This window comes from Betaproteobacteria bacterium (assembly GCA_016709965.1).
GTDB lineage: Bacteria > Pseudomonadota > Gammaproteobacteria > Burkholderiales > Rhodocyclaceae > Azonexus > Azonexus amarohabitans.
Genome location: JADJLT010000001.1, coordinates 562293 through 583370, shown reverse-complemented (window position 1 = coordinate 583370; position 21078 = coordinate 562293). Strand labels below are relative to the sequence as shown.

Annotated in this window: 15 protein-coding genes, 8 tRNA genes and 2 pseudogenes; 10 read left to right on the top strand and 15 right to left on the bottom strand. The window is 57.3% G+C overall.

All coding sequences use genetic code 11. From position 1 onward, the window contains the following. The first annotated feature begins 13 nt into the window (after nt 1-13). From IPJ12_02910 to IPJ12_02895, 4 genes are all read left to right on the top strand, one after another. Nucleotides 14-2125, top strand: a complete 2112-nt coding sequence (locus IPJ12_02910) for a transglutaminase family protein (protein MBK7646122.1) — start codon at nt 14-16, stop codon at nt 2123-2125. Nucleotides 2126-2382: 257 nt separating this feature from the next. Continuing rightward, nucleotides 2383-3360: an ABC transporter permease gene (locus IPJ12_02905; GenBank protein MBK7646121.1), complete on the top strand. Its 978-nt coding sequence runs from the start codon at nt 2383-2385 to the stop codon at nt 3358-3360. Further along, nucleotides 3360-4739, top strand: a complete 1380-nt coding sequence (locus tag IPJ12_02900) for an ABC transporter permease (GenBank protein ID MBK7646120.1) — start codon at nt 3360-3362, stop codon at nt 4737-4739. The genes IPJ12_02905 and IPJ12_02900 overlap by 1 nt, the downstream gene beginning before the upstream one ends. Then, nucleotides 4740-6713, top strand: coding sequence for a dipeptide ABC transporter ATP-binding protein (locus IPJ12_02895; protein MBK7646119.1), 1974 nt, complete (start codon nt 4740-4742; stop codon nt 6711-6713). Nucleotides 6714-6719: 6 nt separating this feature from the next. Here the strand turns inward: IPJ12_02895 and IPJ12_02890 are convergent, their stop codons facing one another. The 8 genes from IPJ12_02890 to gltX all read right to left on the bottom strand — a co-directional run bounded on the left by IPJ12_02890 (nt 6720) and on the right by gltX (nt 10494). Next, the gene (locus tag IPJ12_02890; GenBank protein ID MBK7646118.1) at nt 6720-8279 is read right to left on the bottom strand and encodes a transglycosylase SLT domain-containing protein; all 1560 of its coding nucleotides are present in this window, start codon (nt 8277-8279) and stop codon (nt 6720-6722) included. Between the two features lie 115 nt (nt 8280-8394). Then, nucleotides 8395-8471 (bottom strand) — tRNA-Asp (locus tag IPJ12_02885). Nucleotides 8472-8483: 12 nt separating this feature from the next. Then, nucleotides 8484-8559, bottom strand: a tRNA-Glu gene (locus IPJ12_02880). 38 nt (nt 8560-8597) lie between these two features. After that, nucleotides 8598-8673, bottom strand: a tRNA-Ala gene (locus IPJ12_02875). An 87-nt stretch (nt 8674-8760) separates the two neighbouring features. Then, nucleotides 8761-8837: transfer RNA gene (locus tag IPJ12_02870), tRNA-Asp, on the bottom strand. 22 nt (nt 8838-8859) lie between these two features. After that, a tRNA-Glu gene (locus IPJ12_02865) sits at nt 8860-8935 on the bottom strand. Between the two features lie 24 nt (nt 8936-8959). Then, nucleotides 8960-9035: transfer RNA gene (locus IPJ12_02860), tRNA-Ala, on the bottom strand. A 64-nt stretch (nt 9036-9099) separates the two neighbouring features. Continuing rightward, nucleotides 9100-10494, bottom strand: a complete 1395-nt coding sequence (gene gltX, locus IPJ12_02855) for a glutamate--tRNA ligase (GenBank protein ID MBK7646117.1) — start codon at nt 10492-10494, stop codon at nt 9100-9102. Between the two features lie 165 nt (nt 10495-10659). Here gltX and IPJ12_02850 point away from each other — a divergent pair. Beyond that, a tRNA-Val gene (locus tag IPJ12_02850) sits at nt 10660-10734 on the top strand. Nucleotides 10735-10937: 203 nt separating this feature from the next. Here IPJ12_02850 and IPJ12_02845 read toward each other — a convergent pair. The 5 genes and pseudogenes from IPJ12_02845 to modB form a co-directional block, all read right to left on the bottom strand. Next, nucleotides 10938-11177: a helix-turn-helix transcriptional regulator gene (locus tag IPJ12_02845; protein MBK7646116.1), complete on the bottom strand. Its 240-nt coding sequence runs from the start codon at nt 11175-11177 to the stop codon at nt 10938-10940. A gap of 368 nt (nt 11178-11545) precedes the next feature. Further along, nucleotides 11546-12343, bottom strand: a pseudogene (locus IPJ12_02840) (ATP-binding protein). Continuing rightward, a pseudogene (locus tag IPJ12_02835) lies at nt 12336-13833 on the bottom strand (IS21 family transposase). The pseudogenes IPJ12_02840 and IPJ12_02835 overlap by 8 nt, the downstream one beginning before the upstream one ends. 401 nt (nt 13834-14234) lie before the next feature. Then, the gene (gene modC / locus IPJ12_02830; GenBank protein MBK7646115.1) at nt 14235-15314 is read right to left on the bottom strand and encodes a molybdenum ABC transporter ATP-binding protein; all 1080 of its coding nucleotides are present in this window, start codon (nt 15312-15314) and stop codon (nt 14235-14237) included. Continuing rightward, the gene (modB, locus tag IPJ12_02825; protein MBK7646114.1) at nt 15311-15985 is read right to left on the bottom strand and encodes a molybdate ABC transporter permease subunit; all 675 of its coding nucleotides are present in this window, start codon (nt 15983-15985) and stop codon (nt 15311-15313) included. The genes modC and modB overlap by 4 nt, the downstream gene beginning before the upstream one ends. A gap of 214 nt (nt 15986-16199) precedes the next feature. Between modB and IPJ12_02820 the strand changes: the two genes are divergently transcribed. Beyond that, on the top strand, nt 16200-16397 hold the full coding sequence (locus IPJ12_02820) for a hypothetical protein (GenBank protein MBK7646113.1): 198 nt from the start codon (nt 16200-16202) through the stop codon (nt 16395-16397). A 23-nt stretch (nt 16398-16420) separates the two neighbouring features. Here IPJ12_02820 and IPJ12_02815 read toward each other — a convergent pair. Further along, a tRNA-Thr gene (locus IPJ12_02815) sits at nt 16421-16495 on the bottom strand. Between the two features lie 462 nt (nt 16496-16957). Between IPJ12_02815 and IPJ12_02810 the strand changes: the two genes are divergently transcribed. The 4 genes from IPJ12_02810 (at nt 16958) to IPJ12_02795 (ending at nt 20456) form a co-directional block, all read left to right on the top strand. Beyond that, on the top strand, nt 16958-17284 hold the full coding sequence (locus tag IPJ12_02810; GenBank protein ID MBK7646112.1) for a hypothetical protein: 327 nt from the start codon (nt 16958-16960) through the stop codon (nt 17282-17284). A gap of 38 nt (nt 17285-17322) precedes the next feature. Then, nucleotides 17323-18291 (top strand): DUF932 domain-containing protein, encoded by a 969-nt coding sequence (locus IPJ12_02805; GenBank protein ID MBK7646111.1) that lies wholly within the window; start codon nt 17323-17325, stop codon nt 18289-18291. A gap of 130 nt (nt 18292-18421) precedes the next feature. Continuing rightward, entirely contained in the window at nt 18422-19429 is a 1008-nt protein-coding gene (locus IPJ12_02800) for a YqaJ viral recombinase family protein (protein MBK7646110.1), read from the top strand. A 106-nt stretch (nt 19430-19535) separates the two neighbouring features. Continuing rightward, nucleotides 19536-20456: a hydrolase or metal-binding protein gene (locus tag IPJ12_02795; protein MBK7646109.1), complete on the top strand. Its 921-nt coding sequence runs from the start codon at nt 19536-19538 to the stop codon at nt 20454-20456. On the opposite strand, the gene IPJ12_02790 is transcribed toward IPJ12_02795, so the two are convergent. Continuing rightward, entirely contained in the window at nt 20407-21033 is a 627-nt protein-coding gene (locus tag IPJ12_02790; protein MBK7646108.1) for a hypothetical protein, read from the bottom strand. The two genes, IPJ12_02795 and IPJ12_02790, sit on opposite strands and share 50 nt — an antisense overlap. Nucleotides 21034-21078: the final 45 nt, after the last annotated feature.

Genomic DNA, 21078 nt, shown 5'->3' with positions numbered 1-21078 from the left:
GGAAATGCTTATCATGAATTCGACAGATGCCTTCACATTGGCTGTTCGTGAGCACGACCGGGCCGTCCGTGAGCGTGGCCTGAACCTTTGGGTCGGCTCCGAGCCGACCTTCACTGATCGCTATTCGCAAGCGCCGGAATGGCTGAGCAGTGCGCTGGGGGGTGAAAAGGAAGCACGGGCCCACGAACTGGCCAAGGAGCTTGCTACGCATATGTCGGGCGCGATGATCCTGCGCAGCACTGGGCGCCTCTATCCCGGCGAATCCAGGCCGCGCTGGAATATTGGCCTCTATCGGCGGAGCGATGGGGCGCCGTTCTGGCAAGGTCCGCCCGATCCGCTGTTGTGTGAAGAGGCGTTACCGGCATCGCCAGACCTGGATATTTGGGTTGCTGCGCTGGCGGAAGCCCTGACCGAAGCAGGGTGGCCTGTCGATACGGAAGATGACGCCGAAGTCGACAACAGCAGAGATACTGAATTGGAGATTGATGCGGATACCGATAAGCGAGAACTCGTCGTACGGGGCGAGGGGGAGAGCGAAAAACTGCGTTTCGCATTGTCCATCGCCACCGTTACGACAGATAGCGTGTCGGCACGCCTCGGTCTGCCGGCCCTTGACAGCATGCCGCGATGCCATAAGGTACTGGACGCCGTGGCGCGTTCCGCTCGCAATGCCGGCTTGTCCACGTTGATTATCGCTGGCGACGCGCCGCCGACCGATGAAAATTTCGAACTCACCACCATCACGCCGGACCCGGCAGTCATCGAGATCAACTCCGCACCCAATGCCAGCGCCGAGCAATTTCTCTGGCGCAGCCGCCGGATTTACGACAGTGCCAGCACCGTGGGGCTGACGCCTTACCGCCTGTATTTCAACGGCGCCGTGGCGGATTCCGGTGGCGGAGGGCATATCACTTTGGGTGGCCCGTCGCCGCATACCAGCCCCTTCATCCTGCAGCCGCAACTGGTGCTGCGTCTGGTGCGATTCTTCAACCACCACCCGGCACTGTCCTACCTCTTCGCTCACGATTTCGTCGGCGGCAGTGGCATTTCGGTACGTCCGGACGAACGCGGGATCGATGCCTTCGATGAGCTCGTGCTCGAACTCGACTTGCTGGCCAATTGCCCGGAGCTTACCCCCGATCTGGTGTGGCAGGGCCTGGCCCCTTTCTTGTGCGACGTGGCCGGCAACAGCCACCGTTCCGAAATCAATATCGAAAAGTTGTGGAATCCCTTCCTGAAAGGGCGGGGACGTCTTGGCCTGGTCGAGTTCCGCGCCCTGCGCATGCCGCAAAGCACGGAAAGAGCGACGGCGCTCGCCTGCCTGCTCCGCGCCATCGTTGCCATGCTATCAGCGGTACCTTACGACAAGCCGCTGATCGACTGGGGGCGGGCGCTGCACGACCGCCACGCTTTGCCGTTCTATCTGGAGCAGGATTTGCAGCAGGTGTTCGATGCCTTGGCCTTAGCGGGTTTGGGGCTGGGAAAGCCTATCGAGCAGGTGCTGCGTACCGACAAATTCCGCCTGATGGCGAAAGTCCGGCTACCGGGTTACGTTCTCGAGCTACGTCGTGCCATGGAATTCTGGCCGTTATTGGGCGATGTCACCAGCGAGGAACAGGGTGGGAGTTCGCGCTTGATCGATTCCAGCACCGCCCGCGTCGAACTGCGCCTGCGCCCGGCTCCCCTGAAGGAAGGGCAGGAAATGGCGGCGAGCGGCGCATGGCCTGAGATCGCCATATCCAGCGGAAATCTCCCGCTGCCCATGCGCCTGGAGCGCGATTACCTCGGAGAGTTGAAGGTCTACGGCCTTCGCTACCGGCGTTTTCCACCGACACAGGGCTTGCATCCCATGCTGGGGGCGCAGGCCCCGGTGATATTTCGAGCCAGCTACCCCGGTGAGGCATGCGATTTCGTGATAACGCTCCACGAGTGGGAGCCACGTGGTGAGGCTTACCCTGGCTTGCCCGAAGACATGGACGATGCCGAGATGCGTCGTAGTGAGCGTGTTACCGTGAGCAAAGTTGACAGGGATTCCTCTGTAGAGCGGGCCACGACCGAGTTACCTGAAGCGTGTCGTGGTGTTGGAGACTACTGCGTAGACATCCGCTTTTTAAGTGTTAGTTGAAATGCGATGAAAGCGTAGATCCCTTGCAGATAATGGACTTTTCGGCGCGGTATAGCATCATTGACTTGCTTCCATCTCGGCGTATTTTGCGTTCGAAAACGCCCTTTAGCAACGCTGGAAAACAAGCATCAGGCGTGAATTGCTAATCGGATGGGGTGGGAAAGCGGAGCGTTTCGGCGTACCGGTGACGCTGAGTCCAGCTTGACGCTTTATTATGCTTTAACCACTCAAGGCCAGCTCTTGGCATAATCGGGTCAATGCTTGCTTACATCGTTCGTCGCCTTCTCTATGCCCTCCCGATTTTGATCGGGGTGAATCTGATCACCTTCGCCTTGTTTTTTGTCGTCAATACGCCTGACGACATGGCCCGAATGCAGTTGGGTGTAAAGCGGGTGACGCCGGATGCGATCCAGAAATGGAAAGCCGAGCGCGGATACGACAAGCCGCTGATGATCAATGCCGGGGCGTCCGGCTTGGCTAGCCTGACCGACACCATCTTCTTTGAAAAATCGGCCCGCATGTTCGTCGGCGATTTCGGACGGGCCGAGGATGGCCGGGATATTGCCCGGGAAATCGGTAGCCGCATGTTGCCGTCGCTGGCCATTGCCTTGCCGACTTTCGTTCTTGGATTATTTGTGGCGATTACTTTCGCGCTGACGCTGGCCTTTTTCCGTGCCACGGCTTTCGATTTTTGGGGCGTCGTTCTGTGCGTGGCAGCGATGTCGGTCTCTGGGCTGTTCTACATCATTGGCGGCCAGTATCTGATCAGCAAGGTGTGGCGACTGGTGCCGATTTCCGGCTTTGGGGCGGGGTTGGAGGCTTGGCGTTTCCTGATCCTGCCGGTGCTGATTGGCGTGGTGTCGGGCATCGGGTCGTCAACGCGCTGGTATCGGACGATCTTTCTCGAAGAGGTGGGCAAGGATTATGTGCGGACCGCCCGCGCCAAGGGCTTGCCGGAAACGGTGGTGTTCTTCCGCCATGTGCTGCGCAACGCGCTGATTCCCATTCTGACCGGCGTCGTCGTGGTCATCCCGCTGCTTTTCATGGGCTCGCTGTTGACGGAGTCCTTTTTCGGCATCCCCGGTCTCGGCAGCTACACCATCGACGCCATCAACGCGCAGGATTTTTCGGTGGTGCGCTCGATGGTCTTCATCGGCTCGGTGCTCTATATCGTCGGCCTGATCCTGACCGATATTTCCTACACGCTGGTTGATCCGCGGATTCGCTTCGAATGATGGGTTTTGAGGTCATTGTTCTCTGGTCGGATATCCTGATCTGGTTGCTGGTCGCAGGCGGTATTGGTGTTGGTGTCATGATCGCCAGAAATCCGCCACTGCTCGCCGCGTGGCGGCGGGTCGGGGCGAACCGCGTGGGCATGGCGTCGGCCACCGTGCTGCTTGCGTTCATTTTGATCGGTCTGCTCGATTCGCTGCATTATCGGGTGCAGCTCGACGGCAAGCCGGGGCAGAAGGCAGTTTATGCGGTCGAGGTTCTGTCGGTGCTCGATGCGATTGCTGCGCCCTTGCGCCTGCGGAACGAGAAAACTTATTCTCAGCCGTTTGCGACCCGCCTTTACGCCAAGGAGACCATCGATGTGCCGGGGCAGGGTTCGGTGCGTGATTACCCGCGCCTGAAATATGGTGGGAAGCATCTGGGCGAGCGTGAGGATGAAGTGGCGGCTGATGTCGGTTTCACCGCCTTCAAGGCAGGGATGCTGGCCTTTGTGGGTTGGTTGGGAGCGTTTGGCGTGGTTGCCGCGGTCAACCGGAAAAAAATCCAGAAATTGAAAATTGCTGAATTGGCCTTCGCCTGGGATGCGGTCTTGGCGACGCTGCTCATCATGCTGTTAATGGTCGTGCCGTTGTTCTGGCTCTCCGGGTTGTACCATGTGTTCGGCACCGATAAGGTCGGCCAGGATGTGCTCTATCAAATCCTCAAGAGTGTGCGTACCGGGCTGATCATCGGCCTGGTGACGACGCTGGTCATGCTGCCGATGGCGGTGCTGCTCGGCATTGTGGCCGGCTATTTCCGTGGCTGGGTGGATGATGTCATTCAGTACATCTACACGGTGCTCAATTCGATTCCCGGCGTGCTGCTGATCGCTGCCGCCGTGTTGATGATGCAGGTGGTGATCGACACCCATCCCGACTGGTTCTCGACTGCGGCCGAGCGGGCCGACCTGCGCCTGCTGGCATTGTGTGGCATCCTCGGCATCACCAGCTGGACAGGTCTTTGCCGGCTGCTGCGCGGCGAAACGCTGAAGCTGCGCGAACTCGAATACATTCAGGCGGCACAGGCTTTCGGCGTGTCGAACTGGCGCATCATCATTCGCCACATCCTGCCCAACCTGATGCATATCGTCATCATTGCGCTGGTCATGGATTTCTCCGGGTTGGTGCTGGCCGAGGCGGTCTTGTCCTACGTCGGCATCGGCGTCGATCCGACGATGACCAGCTTTGGCACGATGATCAATAACGCCCGCATGGAACTGGGTCGTGAGCCGGTCGTCTGGTGGTCACTGGCGGCGGCATTTTCAGCGATGTTCTTGCTGGTGCTGGCAGCCAACCTGTTTGCCGACGCGGTCCGCGACGCATTCGACCCGAGGGCCGCATAAATGTTGAAGGTCGACAATCTCCGTTTGGGCTTCACCGCCGGCAAGACGACGCTTGCCGCGGTCGACGGCATTTCCTTTGCGATTTCGAAAGGGGAGACCTTCGCGCTCCTCGGTGAGTCCGGCTGTGGCAAGTCGGCCACGGCGCAAGGCATCATGCGGCTGCTACCGGCCGCCGGCCGTATTCTGAACGGCAAGGTGGCGCTGGAAGACGAAGAACTGCTCAGTCTCTCCGAAGCCGAGATGCGCGCCTATCGCGGTGGCCGGATGGCGATGATTTTTCAGGAGCCGGCGACCAGCCTGAATCCGGTGCTCACCGTCGGTCGACAGATCGGCGAAGTGCTGGAGCGCCATCGTGGGCTGTCTGGTCACGCGGCGATTCCTCGCATGATTGAGTTGTTGCGTCTGGTTGGCATTGCCGATCCGGAACGTCGCCTGACGGAATACCCGTTCCAGCTGTCCGGTGGCATGAAGCAGCGGGTGATGATCGCCGTTGCGCTGGCCGGCGAGCCTGAGCTGCTGATTGCCGACGAGCCGACCACTGCGCTCGACGTGACCGTGCAGGCGCAAATTCTCGATTTATTGGCAAAAATTCAGGTTGACCGCGGCATGGGCATGTTGCTCATCACGCATGACCTGGGCGTCGTTGCCCGCATGGCCCATCGTATTGGTGTCATGTATGCCGGCGAATTGGTCGAGGTTGCCAGCCGCGAAGCGTTCTTTACGCAGCCGCGGCACCCCTATACCCAGGCCTTGTTTCAGGCCTTGCCGGAGGTTTCACGGCGCGGTCTGCGGCTGACGACCATTCCGGGCCAGGTGCCATCGCTGGCCGCCATGCCGTCGGGTTGCCGCTTTGCCGAACGCTGCAACTACGTGATGCCGGTTTGCCGCGCCGAGTCACCGCCCTGGCGTGAAATTGCAGTAGGGCATACGGTGCGCTGTCACTGGCAGGGCGAAGCCGTCGAAGATGCCCGGACGCGCAATGCGGTGACCGAGCTCGATATCGAACCGGGTCGAGCCTTTCTGCAAGTGGATGAACTGAAAGTGCATTTCCCGATTCGCAAAGGTTTTCTGCAGCGGACGGTGGGCCATGTTCGCGCGGTCGATGGTGTTTCGCTGGCCATCTCCGCCGGGCGCACGCTGGCGCTGGTCGGGGAATCCGGCTGCGGCAAGACGACGGTGGGCAAGGCGCTGCTGCAATTGATCAAACCAACCGCTGGCAGCGTGACGCTGGGCGGCAATGAACTGGTTGGGCTGAAGGGTCGGCGGCTGCGTAGTGCGCGCCGGCACATGCAGATGATTTTTCAGGATCCTTTTGCCTCGCTCAACCCGCGGTTGCGTGTCGGGGAAATCATCGCCGAAGGCATGGGGGCGCTCGGTGTCGAAGCAGAATCCGGCAACCGGGAAGCGGTACTAGCCTTGCTGCAGCAAGTCGGCCTGCCGATGGAAGCTGTCGAGCGCTACCCGCATGAATTCTCCGGGGGGCAGCGCCAGCGTATCGCCATCGCGCGTGCGCTTGCCGTACAACCTGAATTGCTGATCTGTGACGAACCGACATCAGCGCTCGATGTCTCGGTGCAGGCGCAAATTCTCAATTTGCTGAAGAGTTTGCAGGTGGAACTCGGTGTTGCCTACCTGTTCATCACACATAATTTTGCGGTGGTGGAATATCTGGCACACGATGTCGCCGTGATGTATCTCGGGCGCATCGTTGAGCAGGGCAGGGCGGAAGAAGTTTTGCGTTCGCCAAGGCATCCATACACCCAGGCATTATTGTCCGCAGTGCCAGCGCCGCGCCTCGATGGCCATACCGAGATCATTCGCCTGTCCGGTGAGACACCATCGCCGGCTAATCCGCCTGAGGGGTGCCACTTTCATCCGCGCTGCCCGCTGGCAACGGATGTTTGTCGGCAAAGTTACCCGACAGTGACCGAGATGTCAGGAACGCATATCGTCAGCTGCCACCTGGCTGGCTGATCTGTACTAGCCCCGACGGCCACGGTTGGATTTTTCGACCTTGGCCCCGTTTTTGCCGGGCTTTGTGGTGACAGCACCCTTCGTCTTGCTCTTGCCGGTCGCTTTGGCCGCAGCCTTGGCGCTTGCCTTGCCGGATTTTTCGGCGGCCTTGGATTGCTTGCCGCCGGTTTTTCCTGCTGCTGCCTTGCCGCCTGCCTTGTTGCTTTTTGCGGCGAGACGCTGCTCACGCTTGCTGCATTTCTTGGCCGCGTGTTTTCCGCGTTTTGCCTTGCCGCAGGTGTGTACAACCGGCTCCGGTTCAATGATGTGTTGCGGCGCCGAGGTATTCAGCAAGTTATTCAGGCTGATGCTGCTTCCGCTGCCCGGTACCAGCAAGGTTGAACCGGCGCCCAGACGAACTTTTTCTGAAAGACCATTCACTTGAGCCAGTTCGCGTGCTGTGGTGTCGAAATCTGCTGCAATACGATCAAGCCTGGAGGCCGAAGTGACGGTGTAGGCCTGCCATTGCGTTAGCGGTGCCTGCGTGTTTTTCAGATTGCTGCGGAAGGCGTCCAGTTTGTCGGCAGGGATCACCAGTGGGGTGTCAGCCTTGATGATCGGGCGATTGTGCGATGGATTCAGGCGCTTAAACTCTTCCAGTGAGATGTTTGCGAGTCGCGCTGCCGTCTTGACATCCATTGGGCGACGGGTTTCCAGCGTTGCAAAATAGGGTTCGTTCGGGATCACCGGCAAACCCAGTTGGGAGATCATGGCCGGGTCACCCAGAATGTTCTTCAGTGCCTGCAGCTTGGGCACGTAGTTCCGGGTTTCGTTGGGCATGGTCAGATTGGGATAGTCGGTTGGCAGGCCGCGCGACTCGTTCTTTCCAATCGCACGCTTGACTGCCCCTTCACCCCAGTTATACGACGCAAGCGCCAGATGCCAATCTCCGTGCATGTCGTAGATCGCTTGCAGGTAGTCCAGCGCCGCACCCGTTGACGAAAGGACATCCCGCCGTTCGTCACGCCACCAGTTTTGTTCGAGATTGAATCGTTTTCCGGTGGCCGGGATGAACTGCCACAGACCTGAGGCATGGGCTGATGAATTGGCATTCGGGTTGAACGCGCTTTCCACCATGGGCAGCAATGCCAGTTCGGTCGGCATGCCTCGCGCTTCCAGTTCTTCAACGATGTAATGTAAGTAGGGCCGACTGCGTTCAACCATGCGGCGCAGTGCATCGGGACGATTCATGTACCACTGCTGATAGTGCAGGACCAGATCGTCGTTGAGATTGGTCATCGCAAAACCGTTGCGAATGCGTTCCCACAGATTATTCGAATGGATAGTCAGGTCGATGGTGCTCGACAACTGAGGAACGACCGGCATTTCATGGACGATCAGCATATCCGTATCGTCGGCAGAACCAGGATCGGCCAGCGAAGGCATGATCAAGGAAAGTCTTGGCGTATTGTCCGAGGTGAAGGAGTCGGCGTCTGCCAGCGTAGGTGCGGACAGTAGCAAGAGAGCTGCACACAGCGCGGTGCCACACAAACGGCGAAGTAGCGACAGAGCTTTGCGATGCAGCATGAATTGGGCTCCTGGCACGAACGAATCGCCTAAAACTTTAATTATACCCCGATGGGGAATACCCAATTTTTGTCGGGGTAGCTAAAAGACCAGCCTAGGCTGGTCTTTTAATAGTTGGCGGAGTGGACGGGACTCGAACCCGCGACCCCCGGCGTGACAGGCCGGTATTCTAACCAACTGAACTACCACTCCGCGCTAAAACCTTGGCGTCCCCACGGGGATTCGAACCCCGGTTACCGCCGTGAAAGGGCGGTGTCCTAGGCCTCTAGACGATGGGGACCCGGACTTTCAATCTACAGCAACTACCAGTTCGGCGCTTGGTGGAGGTACGCGGGATCGAACCGCGGACCTCTTGCATGCCATGCAAGCGCTCTCCCAGCTGAGCTATACCCCCACATCGAGAGACAGCCGAACTGTTTGGGTAAAAGACTATTCTCTTCGCCCCGAAAAAAAACCGGAACGATCCGGTTCTCTTCAATGTTGGCGGAGTGGACGGGACTCGAACCCGCGACCCCCGGCGTGACAGGCCGGTATTCTAACCAACTGAACTACCACTCCTAAACCTTTACTGCCTAATTCTTGGCGTCCCCACGGGGATTCGAACCCCGGTTACCGCCGTGAAAGGGCGGTGTCCTAGGCCTCTAGACGATGGGGACCCGGACTATTTTCTTTCGCGCTTTTGGTGGAGGTACGCGGGATCGAACCGCGGACCTCTTGCATGCCATGCAAGCGCTCTCCCAGCTGAGCTATACCCCCGCCGCGAAAGAAGGCCGCATTATAGGGATCACCTTGGTCCTTGTAAAGTGCCTTTGGCGATTATTTAGAGATAAGCAGCCAATGAGCTGGCAACCTTTTCGCGACCGATCAGGTTGATGACCGCATCGACAGCGGGTGTCTGTGCCTGTCCGGTCAGCAGCACGCGCAGGGGCATCGCCAATTTGGGCATTTTCAGGCCGTGCTTGGTGACTGTTTCCTTGATCAAGGCATTGATCGCGGACGTTTCCCAGGCAACCATGGCAATACCGGCAGCAAAGTCTGCGAGTGCCGGCCGGGCATCATCACCAAGATGCTGGGCTAGCAGTTCCGGATTGGGGGTGACGTGGCCATAGAATACTTCGACAGCATCGGCGAGCACATTCAGGGTATTGCTGCGGTCAACGTACAAAACTACGGCTTTTTCAATATCGGGGCCAGCGTCCGTATCGATGCCGCGTTCGGCCAGTCGGGTCTTGATTTTGGCCGCCAGTTCGGCTGGTGGCAATTGTTTCATGTAGTGCTGATTCAGCCAGAGGAGCTTTTCGGTATTGAACTGGGCGGCCGAGGCGGTGATATGGTCGAGGTCGAACCACTCGACAAATTGCTGGCGCGAAAATACTTCGTCATCGCCGTGCGACCAACCCAGGCGTGCGAGGTAATTGATGACAGCCTCGGGCAGGAATCCATCTTCGTCATATTGCATGACCGAGACAGCGCCATGGCGCTTCGACAGTTTGGCGCCGTCGTCGCCCAAGATCATCGACAAATGGGCGTAGACCGGAATCTCGGCACCGAGCGCCTGAAGGATGTTGATCTGGCGTGGCGTGTTGTTGACGTGGTCATCGCCGCGGATGACATGGGTGATCCCCATGTCCCAGTCGTCAACGCAGACGCAGAAATTGTAGGTTGGCGTACCGTCGCCACGGGCAATGATCAGGTCGTCAAGCTCGGTATTGGCGAACTCGATGCTGCCCTTGACCTGATCCTCCCAGGCAACAACACCATCTTTCGGGTTTTTGAAGCGGATAACCGGCTGGATGCCGGCTGGCGGTGTCGGCAGGGTCTTGCCTGCTTCCGGGCGCCAACGACCGTCGTAGCGCGGCTTTTCCTTATTCGCTTCCTGCTCGGCGCGCAGGGTATCAAGCTCTTCACGGCTGGTATAGCAATAGTAGGCGGTGCCGGCTGCCAGCATTTGTTGAATGACTTCCTTGTAGCGCGCCATGCGCTGCATCTGGTAGAACGGACCTTCGTCGTGGCCCAGCTCCAGCCACTGCATGCCGTCGAGAATGGCCTGAACGGCTTCAGGTGTCGAACGAGCGACGTCGGTATCTTCGATGCGCAGGACAAAGGTGCCACCATGGCGGCGGGCATAGGCCCAGGAAAACAGTGCGGTACGGGCACCGCCGATGTGCAGATAACCGGTGGGGCTGGGAGCAAAACGAGTGCGGACAGGCTTCATGGATGCGGAGTCTATTCAGGACAAAGAGTGCTATTCTAGCTGACCCGAGTTTGACTCGTCGGCTGACTTATGGTCAAATGCGCGCCTCTGTTGTGGGCGGTTAGCTCAGCGGTAGAGCACTGCCTTCACACAGCAGGAGTCGTAGGTCAGAGGTGTAGTTGATTTGGGCGGTTAACTCAGCGGTAGAGTGCCACCTTCACACGGTGGAAGCCACTGGTTCGATCCCAGTACCGCCCACCAAATCAACTACTTAGGGCTTGTGATAGAAAATTAAGAACCCGCTCGGCATAATGCTAAGCGGGTTTTTTGTTTTCTGCGCTGCGGCAAGCGATGTCTCCGTTTCGCCGCGTGTGACCAAAACGTGACCATTCCGTGGCCATTATGTGACTAAGAATCAAGTCACCATTCTTCCCTTGCATGAAAAGGACTACTGCTGACTGTGACTAGACAGCAGCATTTCCATCGTCACTTACGTACTCAGCGAGCTGATCAATTTTGCAGTCGAAGTAGTGACACAGCTTGTCCAGATTGTCTGTGACCGTGCTGTACCCACGCTGATTCACCATCTTCGAAAGCGTAACTCGGTTGATGCCGGTTGCTTGTGAAAGCTCCAGCAATGTAATCCGGCGGCCTTCTTTGAAGTGCTTTTCTGCGAGTAATTCCTGTATTCGAAAACGTATCATTGTTTAGATATCTTAACGCATGTAACAAAATGCTTGCAATTTAACCTTGGTTGTGTAAATATATATTTACGTTAATTCATATTTATGAATAAACGCATTGTTCAACAACCATGTCGAGGTAAGCATGTATCAATCTCATTCTGCAATTCAAAACGGTCTTGGCGCTGCCAAATTTGATCCACATGTGTCGGCGCGCGTTTAATTTTGACCACCTGTGCTCGTTGAATTTTGACCAGGTGTGATAGCCACCTGACATAGGTTGGCTTGTGGATAAGTGTAGCTCAGAACAATCGATTTCCGAGCCACGATGAATGCGTTGGGAAAGCCGTGGAGGACGAAGTCCGGAACGGATTTCCAACGCGGCCTGATCAGAACGCGTCCTCCTCGGGTGGATTTCCCCGCTTGCTCTGCTCCCTTGCCTTGATCCTCGACTTGGCCGTTGCCGTGCTGTGCCGGAAGCGAAATGACTCATTCCCCGTTTCCACGATGTGGCAGTGATGCGTCAGGCGGTCGAGCAGCGCCGTCGTCATCTTGGCATCGCCGAAGACGCTCGGCCATTCGGCAAAGGTCAGGTTGGTCGTGATCATCACGCTGGTGTGCTCGTAGAGCTTCGACAGCAAGTGAAACAGCAAGGCACCACCAGCCTGGCTGAACGGCAGATAGCCCAGCTCATCGAGAATCACCAGATCCATGCGCAGCAGTCCCAAGGCAATCCGGCCAGCTTTGCCGGCCGCCTTCTCTTGTTCCAGGGCATTGGCCAGATCCACCGTCGAGAAGAACCGAACCCGCTTGTTATGGTGCCCAATCCCCGGAAACACCCAGTGCCGTGGCCAGGTGCGTCTTGCCGGTTCCCGTGCCACCGATGAACACCACGTTCTGCGCTTCCTCGGTAAAGGACAGGTCGGCCAGTTGCCGAATCAGTTTCTGATCTACCTTCGATTGATCGAAGTCGAATCCCGCTAGATCCCGATGTACAGGAAGCGGGCCGCATGCATCTGGTAGCCAATCGAGCGCATGACCCGGTCAGTATGTTCGGCCTGCAGCAGATGCTCGATCAACCAGCGAGAAGTGTCGATGCCGGCGCCACCGTTGGCCGATAGCTCTTCCCAGGCACCAGCCATGCCGTGCAGGCGCAGCTCCTTGAACTCACTCATCAGCTCACGCATGGTCGCTCACCTCCACGCGCAGCTGGTCGTAGCGACCCGTATCGGCGATCGGTGCTTCGCTGATCGTCAGCGGGGTCTCCACCGGTGGTGGCATGGGTCCAGACTTCAGTCGATTGAGCATGTTCTCGACGTGCTCGGCACTGGGCAAGCCTGATTCCAGAACCAGATCGACCGCCACCAGCACAGACTCCAGACCGAACTGCGCAATCGCTGACAGGACCTTGGCCATGACCCGATCACCACCTTCTCGACGCAGCAACAAACTGCGCAGGCGCTGCAAAGCTTCCGGCATGTCGGCAAATGGCGCGCCATTTCTCAAGGCACCCGGCTTGCGTTCAATCAGCGGAATGTAGTGCTGCCAGTCGTAGAGCGTTTGTTGCCGGGTGAAACTACGTGGATGGCTGGCCATGCGCAGATCGTGCGCCACCATATCAATCCGCTCCGGATAGAGACGCAGGCTAACGACCTGGCCGACCAACTCGCACGGCACCGAATAGCGATTACGATCCAGCGTGACTAGGCAGGTGCTGGAGACTTTGCCCAGGGTTTCAACATACCCATCGAAGGGCGCCACCATTGGCATCAGGCTCGGTTGCTCGTGTTCCAGCATCTCGGCCACCGTCAGATCCGCGTACTCAGGATGGCGCAATTCCTGCCACAGGCTACGGCAGCGTTCGAGCAGCCAGACGTTCAGTTCGGTGAAAGAGCTGAAGCGTTCCTTGCCGGCATCCTGCCAGAGCCGCAGCCGGCTATCCTGGACATTCTTCTCGACAACGCCTTTCTCCCAGCCGCTGGCGACATTGCAGAAATCCGGGTCGAACAGGTAGTGGGAGGCCATGGCCGAGAAGCGGGCATTGACGATACGGGACTTGCCCTTCTGCACCTTATCCACGGCCGTCTTCATATTGTCGTAGATGCCGCGCCGAGGAATGCCGCCCAAGGCCGCAAACGAACGGGTATGGGCATCAAACAGCATTTCGTGGCCTTGCGTCGGGTAGGCCTGAACCACAAAGGCCCGACTGGCACAGAACTTCAGATGCGAGGCGAGAATCTTGCGCCAGACACCACCGATCACCAAATGCTCTTCGCTCCAGTCGAACTGGAAGGCTTCGCCTAATTCAAAGTGGAGCGGAACGAAGGCTTTGCTGACCGCCGCGCCACCATCGGAACGCCAGCGCCGGATGAACTCAGTGACCCGGCAGTAGGTGCCCGTAAATCCGGCCGCCTGCAATTCACCCAAAGAGTTTCAGCGCCGTACGCCGATCCCGTTTCGGGCGCCGAGCATCCGTTTCCAGCGCCTTGATGAGTCGCGCCGCATAGGGCGCAATCTTGACGTTCGGGTTCTCCCGTTCGTACTTCGGCTCCGTGCCTTCCGGCGTCCGTAACCAACGCTTGACGGTGTTCCGGCTATACCCCGTCTTCCTCGAAATCTCGGATAGCGACACGCCATCCCGGTAAAACAACCGCCGAATCCTTCCCAGATCCTTCATGGTGATCATCTCCTAAAATCCTGCTCAAAAAATGAGCGGACTAGTTAATCACCCTGGTCAATTTTCAGCGCGCACAACCTCGCTTTTCTGGTCAGTTTTCAACGAGCGTCAACAATCCAGAGGGCCGCTCGTTTCATTTCATTTCCTTACTGAATTAACGAGTGATAAATATGCCAAAGATATGCAAAACAAGGGGTTTTTGGCTGCAATATCTTCATATTTGGTTAATATGATTCTAATTATAATCGATTGGTTTGGGGTGGTAGTTGTGAAATATTTCGCAAATTATGGATTGCGGACAGTTGTTGCGCAATTGCAATAGGTGGGTGATGTTGTCAGTCAAATTGACCGATACCCGCGGTCAACCGGAAAAAACAGTCAAAAACGAAATATGTCGGGGTTCAGGCGAGCAGGGCGACGGCCTTGATCTGGGCGCTTAAGGCCAGGCCTGGGCAAATGCCGAGATTTTCGGCAGAGCGTTTGGTGATGCGAGCGAGCAGGGGGGCGCCTGCGACATCGAGTTTGACCAGGATATGGCCCGGGGTATCGGTCGGCGCCAGATCGACGACGACCGCGTGGACGCAGTTGAGGATGCTGCTCTGCAATTGCGGTGTGAGCGCCAGGCTGACGTCGCGTGCGTGGATGCGGCAGCGAAGTGGCGTACCGACCGGCTCGTGGCGCTGGGAGACGTAAATCTTGCCACCTGGGAATTCGAGGCGTGTCAGCTCGTCGATTTCATGTTCGGCAACCTTGGCTTCAACGACGACGCCGGCATCGTCGGCAAAGGTCGCCGGCAGGTCGATACGGCTCAACACTGTATTGAGCGGACCGCTGGCCACCACACGACCTTCGTCGAGCAAAACCAGATGGTCGGCCAGGCGTGCGACCTCATCCGGCGCGTGGCTGACGTAGATGATCGGCATCGCCAGTTCGCGGTGCAAGCGTTCGAGATATGGCAGTATTTCCAGCTTGCGCTTGAGGTCCAGCGCTGCCAGCGGTTCGTCCATCAGCAGGATTTTGGGATCGGCAAGCAGGGCGCGGGCGATGGCAACGCGCTGGCGTTCGCCGCCGGATAGTTGCTTCGGGGAGCGGTCGAGCAAATGGGCGATGCCAAGTAGTCCGGCGATTTCCGGCAAGGCAAAACGCGCTACCGTGGTCGAGGCTCTTTTTCGGCCGAATTCCATGTTGGCACGCACCGAAAGATGGGGGAAAAGGCTGGCTTCCTGAAAAACAACACCAATGGCTCGTCGGTGCGGCGGCACGAAATGGCGGCGCGCCTCGTCTTGCCACACTTCGTCACCCAGCGTGAAATAGCCATCTGGCGCCCGCTCCAGTCCAGCCATGGCGCGCAGACAGGTTGTCTTGCCCGAACCAGAGTGACCGAACAGCGCGGTGATACCGCGGCCGGGCAGGCTCAGATCCACGTCCAGATTGAAGTTCCCGCGGTCAACCCGGAATTTGGCCGAAATTTGAAAAGTCATGCCGCCTTCCGCCGTGCCGGATTAAAGGTATAAAGCGTCATCAGCACGACAAAACTGAACAGCACCATGCCGCCGGCCAGCCAGTGGGCTTGCGCGTATTCCAGTGCTTCAACGTGGTCGTAGATCTGAACCGAAACGACGCGGGTCTTGTCCGGAATATTGCCGCCGATCATCAGTACGATGCCGAATTCACCCACCGTATGGGCAAAGCCCAGGATGGCGCCACTCAAAAAGCCAGGTTTGGCCAGTGGCACGGCTACCGACCAGAAGGCGTCCCAGGGGCTTGCGCGCAGCGTCGCGGCGACCTCCAGTGGGCGATCACCGATCGCCTCGAAAGCGTTCTGGATTGGCTGCACGACGAAGGGCAGCGAATAGAAAACCGAGGCAATGACCAAGCCGGGGAAGGTGAAAGGCAACAAGCCGAGCCCGAGCGCCTCCGTGAATTGACCAATCGGCCCCTTGGGTCCCATGGCAATCAGCATGTAGAAGCCGAGTACCGTTGGCGGCAACACCAGCGGTAGTGCGACGATCGCGCCAATCGCGCCCTTGAAGGATGATCGTGTACGAGCCAGCCACCATGCAACCGGCGTACCGATGACGAGCAGCAGCAGGGTGACCACAGTGGCGAGCTTGAGGGTCAGCCAGACGGCAGCAATATCGGCGGAATACAAAGCGCTTTCCTTGGTCGGGGCTGAATAAGAAGTGTGCTCAGTTTACACAGGCGGAGGATGTCGGGCTATCGACGATTGTTTGCTTCATCGTGCAGCGGAGAGTGCGCCCTGGCGTCTGCGGCAATCAGTACGCCATTGTGAATTTGTTCACAGACAGCACCGCCGGCGATACGCAGAATGAAATTGTCTAATTTTGGAAACCACAGGAATCAGAATGATGTCTGTCTCGAATCCCCCCGTTGCTCAGTCTGCGCCTGCCGGCAAACAGGACGCGCACGTTTCGGGTGAGCTTGAGCAGTCGATGTTCAGCCTGCGCGATACCTTGAGTGGAATAACCGTTCGCGATGCGAACTTCAGCGAGTTTCTGGCTGTGCTGAAAAAGTGCGGCATGAAGGCTGCCAAGCCTTCCTGACACCACCCTCTGCAACGATAGGGTGGTGCCCATGGGCAGGATCGAACTGCCGACCTCTCCCTTACCAAGGGAGTGCTCTACCACTGAGCCACATGGGCGACCTGGTGCTCCTGACGGGGTCGAATTAAGCCTTGAAAATACCGCCATTTCTACGTTCTTGCTGGTTCGAACTTTAAGATACCAACAAAAATACCATCAGGTGCGAATTGCTTGGGGTTTCAATCACTTGAGAACCGCTGCTGCGATGGTTAGTCGCATCCCGAAGCGGCGCGCATTGTAACAGGGATTTCTAAACTTTAATTTCTCTTTGTGGCCAGTTCAGTGCTGACTGCATATCCCTAAGGATCGTCGGTGACCTATGGTTTTGTTCGATCAATTGGCAGGATTGAACTCTGGTAGCTCCCGTATTGGGTTGCAAGCTGCATCTGAATCTATTTTGGTTACACATATAAAACCTAAGGGCTAACTCAACCCAGCCCTTCAGTTCCCTTTTTCACCCATTCAAGAGCCAGTCACCCGCTGAGGTGGCTGGCTCTTTTTCATTTCCAGGAGAAAAAATCATGCGTAACAAATGTCCCGTCTGTCATTCGACCAACATCCATCGCCTGCACACTGCCAGAAGGATTGGCAGCACGGTCGGCGCAGTCGGTGCTGCCGCAACGGGTGCGAGCGGCGCTGCGGCTGGCGCAAAAACCGGCGTGGCCATGGGGGTCGTAGGTGGTCCTGCCGGCATGCTGCTCGGCGGTCTGGCTGGTGCCATCCTCGGTGGCCTGTTGTGTGGTGCCGCCGGCGCTGCCGCGGGTGCCAAATTGGGCGACGTCGCGGACGAAAAATTGCTTGGCAATTTCCAGTGCGGTGATTGCGGCCATGAGTTCAGCGACAGCTGATCTGCAGTCATTCCAATTCATCTTTGAAGGAGCCTCAAATGGCACACCAAGTCCAACAAATGGCCTATGTCGGTGAGACCCCCTGGCATGGCCTCGGCAACGAACTCACTCCGCAGCAGCCCATCGAAATCTGGGCAGAGCAATCCGGCATGTCCTTCCAGATTCTCGAAACCCCGGTTCGCTTCATGGCGGAATCCGCCGGTCCGCTCGGTTCCATCAAAACCTTCGCCGATCAGAAAGTGCTCTACCGTTCCGATACGCAGGATGCCCTGTCCGTCGTTTCCAAGCGTTACCAGGTCGTCCAGCCTAGCGAGGTGCTGGAGTTCTACCGTGACCTCACGCAAGTGGCAGGCTATGAACTGGAAACCGCCGGGGTGTTGAAAGGCGGGAAAAAGTTTTGGGCACTGGCACGCACCGGCCAATCATCCGCCTTGAAGGGCAACGATGTCGTCCAGGGCTACTTGCTGCTCGCCACGTCCTGTGACGGCACACTGGCCACTACGGCAACACCGACCACGGTACGGGTTGTCTGCAACAACACGCTGACTATCGCCGTGAATGGTGCCGTCTCAGCCATCAAGGTACCGCACAACACCCGATTCGATGCACAAGCCGTGAAACAACAGCTCGGCCTCGCGGTGTCTCAGTGGGATGGCTTCATGTATCGGATGCGCACGCTCGCTTCACGCAAAGTGAAGGGCCATGAAGCAATGGCGTATTTCCTCCGGGTTCTGTGTGAAGTTGATCCCAACAGTTCTGACCTGTCGAATCTGACCAATGAACGTGCGCTGTTGAAGGTGCAATCGCTCTACGACGGCCAAGGTCGTGGTGCCGAACTGGAAGCGGCTAAAGGGACCGCATGGGGATTGCTCAATGCTGTCACCGAGTACGTCGATCACGAGCGACGGGCACGCAGCCCGGAATTCCGCTTGGACTCAGCATGGTTCGGCCAAGGTGCTGTCATCAAGCAGCGTGCGCTCGATACAGCACTGAAGCTTGTCGCGTAGTTCTCTTCTCGCCTCCCAGTCTTTTCCCCTCGATTGCCCGGTTCGGTGTTTGCCGACCGGGCTTTTTGTCGTCTGACGATCGTGAGCGGATTCCCATTCTGGCATTCCTATCCAAACTCTGGAGAACATCATGGCACTACCCTCTGTACCTTTATCCCCTACCCAATCGACACGACCGGCATTGCGGCTGGTAAGCACCAAGGCTTTGCCGCGTGAAGACTGGCTAAATGTTCGTCGGCAAGGCATTGGCAGTTCCGATGCTGCCGCTGCCGTTGGCTTGAATCCCTACAAATCCCAGCTTGAACTTTGGCTCGAAAAAACTGGCCGTGATGGCCTGTTGCCCAAGACTGATCCGCTCGATGAGGAAAGCCCAGCATACTGGGGAAACATCCTCGAACCCATCGTGGCAGCGCACTACACCCGGCGTTCCGGAAATCGAGTGCGTCGTATCAATGCAGTCCTTCAACATCCCGATCCTAAGTTGCATTGGATGCTGGCCAATGTCGACCGGGAAGTCATTGGTGCAACGGACGTCCAGATCCTCGAATGCAAAACCGCCGGCATTAACGGCAGCCGGCTCTGGAAGGAGGGTGTGCCGGAGTACGTTCAGTTGCAGGTTCAGCATCAACTCGTCGTGACCGGTAAAGCTGCGGCGGATGTTGCTATTCTGCTCGGTGGTCAGCACTTGGAGGTTCATCGCATTCACCGGGATGAAGCGCTGATTGCACGGCTGATCCAGTTGGAAGCTGCATTCTGGCGCTATGTCGAGACGGATACACCACCGCCAGCCGATGGTTCGGAATCAGCAGAGCTGGCTTTGCGTTGTTTGTATCCGCAGGACAAGGGGATCGCAGTCGATTTCAGCACCGACCGTAATCTGTCAGCGACCTTTGCTGATTGGCTCAGTGTCCGTCAGTCCCTGGCGGAAACCGAGAAGTTGGAAGCGAAGTTGAAGCAGACTCTGCAGCAGGCCATGGGTGAAGCGTCACGCGCCATCTTTGAGACGGGCGAAGTGACCTGGAAGAAAGCCAAGGACAGTGTGGTGCTCGATACGGCAAAACTGCTGGCTGATCAGCCGGATTTGCTCAAGCACTACGGACAACAACGCCAAGGATCGCGGCGGTTTGTGCTGGCCTGAGTCATCCCCGAAAAACCAACGTCGTAATAAAACCCAATCACTCCTCATCGATAACCGGATAGTCATCCGGTGCCGGTGGGGAGTTTTTTATTTGAGAGGAACAATCATGTTGAAAGGTCTGGTCATCACCCCGCCGGTACTCGGGCGGATTTCCATTGGCAAGGTCGTCGAGAAAGCCGGCAAGCGTCTTCCGGAAAAGGACGATCAGTTTACGATCACGTCTCAAATTCAGGTCACCGACGGCTGGGTGCCGCACCCCTTCGACGAAGGCTTCCGGAAAGCCCAGGGCGGGAAGATTCGTTCGATTCCGATCCGGTTACTGTTCAACGATCCTGATCTGAATTTTCGGGCTGAGTATGCCTTGTTTGACCGCAGAAGTGGTCGGCCGGTTTGTGTCGGGAATGGTGAGGCCTGCAAGCGACGGACGGAGTCGGGTGTTCAGTCATTGCCGTGTCCATCGCCGGAAGGTTGTTCGTTGGCACAGAACGGCGCTTGCAAACCCTATGGCCGTTTGAATGTGCTTATCGGTGACGATGATCCACTTGGGAGTTTTGTATTCCGAACCACGGGGTTCAACAGCATCCGGACATTGTCGGCACGGCTGGCATACTTTCAGGCGATCTCGGGAAACCGGTTGGCTTACCTGCCGCTGGAACTTCGCCTGAGAGGGAAATCGACTCGGCAGAGTCTTGGTACGCCGATCTATTACGTGGATCTCACGGTGCGTAGCGGTGTTTCGGTTGAAGAGGCTCTGACGGAGGCTAAGCGGCTTGAGGCCGATCGCCAGGAAGCCGGGTTTGATCAGGTTGCGCTGGAAACGGCTGCTCGGCAGGGCTTCTCCAATGGCGCGTTTGAGGAAAGCGACGACGAGGGTGATTTAGTGGTTGAGGAGTTTTATCCGGAGGGGGATGGTGCTCTGGATAAAGGTGAAACCGGTTCGACTCTTCCTGCTGAAAAGGCCGCGCAATCCAGTCTGGTCAATAAGCTTGATGATCGAGCGGCGAGACTTGGGAGCGATGTGAGATAGTTTGTCGCGATCCACTGCTTGGGTATTCAACCGCACGTTCGTCAGCCTCGCTCTGCCTCTTTCGTGCCCTTGCCTTGGTCTGTTGCGACAGGCAGCGGTCGCGAAGCTTGGCAACCAGCAAATTGAATAGCTCTGCCGCAGAAATACCACTAAATTGCGGATAGATCAGACTGGGTGCGTGCCAGATATCAGTCCAGGCCAATGTTTGGCCAAACAGTCCCATTTCCTTGCTGCAGGCGATAAACACCTCGATGTGCTCGCTGTAAAGATTCTGCGATGGCAAGCTTTCGGCAACCTTCAGAAACTCAGGAACTTTGGTGAAGTAACGTTGCGCCAACGTTGTGAAGTCATAGGCACCACCACGATTCGTGCAGACTCGTGGAACAAAAGGGATCGTTGCATCCATTACCAGTTCATCGAGAAAGCTCTGGAGTTCTGCAAACAGGAAAGAAAAATACTGCCGTTTCCGTTGATCCACCACTACTTGCCCTGGCTCCCATCGAGCTTCCTCGAGATCCTCGTGGCTCCACTCGCAAACCTTTTTTTCCCAAAAGATGTCGTTGTCGCGGTTCGTCAATGTTCAGTTTCCTAGTGCGCTGAGGGATATCGATACCGAGCGTAA

What these genes read in the sequence shown, in the direction of transcription:
- IPJ12_02795 (MBK7646109.1), top strand. Translation starts at nt 19,536, where the DNA reads ATGTTGAAAGGTCTGGTCATCACCCCGCCGGTACTCGGGCGGATTTCC.
- IPJ12_02895 (MBK7646119.1), top strand. Translation starts at nt 4,740, where the DNA reads ATGTTGAAGGTCGACAATCTCCGTTTGGGCTTCACCGCCGGCAAGACG.
- IPJ12_02810 (MBK7646112.1), top strand. Translation starts at nt 16,958, where the DNA reads ATGCGTAACAAATGTCCCGTCTGTCATTCGACCAACATCCATCGCCTG.
- IPJ12_02820 (MBK7646113.1), top strand. Translation starts at nt 16,200, where the DNA reads ATGATGTCTGTCTCGAATCCCCCCGTTGCTCAGTCTGCGCCTGCCGGC.
- modC (MBK7646115.1), bottom strand. Translation starts at nt 15,314, where the DNA reads ATGACTTTTCAAATTTCGGCCAAATTCCGGGTTGACCGCGGGAACTTC.
- IPJ12_02800 (MBK7646110.1), top strand. Translation starts at nt 18,422, where the DNA reads ATGGCACTACCCTCTGTACCTTTATCCCCTACCCAATCGACACGACCG.
- IPJ12_02845 (MBK7646116.1), bottom strand. Translation starts at nt 11,177, where the DNA reads ATGATACGTTTTCGAATACAGGAATTACTCGCAGAAAAGCACTTCAAA.
- IPJ12_02805 (MBK7646111.1), top strand. Translation starts at nt 17,323, where the DNA reads ATGGCACACCAAGTCCAACAAATGGCCTATGTCGGTGAGACCCCCTGG.
- IPJ12_02890 (MBK7646118.1), bottom strand. Translation starts at nt 8,279, where the DNA reads ATGCTGCATCGCAAAGCTCTGTCGCTACTTCGCCGTTTGTGTGGCACC.
- IPJ12_02910 (MBK7646122.1), top strand. Translation starts at nt 14, where the DNA reads ATGAATTCGACAGATGCCTTCACATTGGCTGTTCGTGAGCACGACCGG.
- IPJ12_02905 (MBK7646121.1), top strand. Translation starts at nt 2,383, where the DNA reads ATGCTTGCTTACATCGTTCGTCGCCTTCTCTATGCCCTCCCGATTTTG.
- gltX (MBK7646117.1), bottom strand. Translation starts at nt 10,494, where the DNA reads ATGAAGCCTGTCCGCACTCGTTTTGCTCCCAGCCCCACCGGTTATCTG.
- IPJ12_02900 (MBK7646120.1), top strand. Translation starts at nt 3,360, where the DNA reads ATGGGTTTTGAGGTCATTGTTCTCTGGTCGGATATCCTGATCTGGTTG.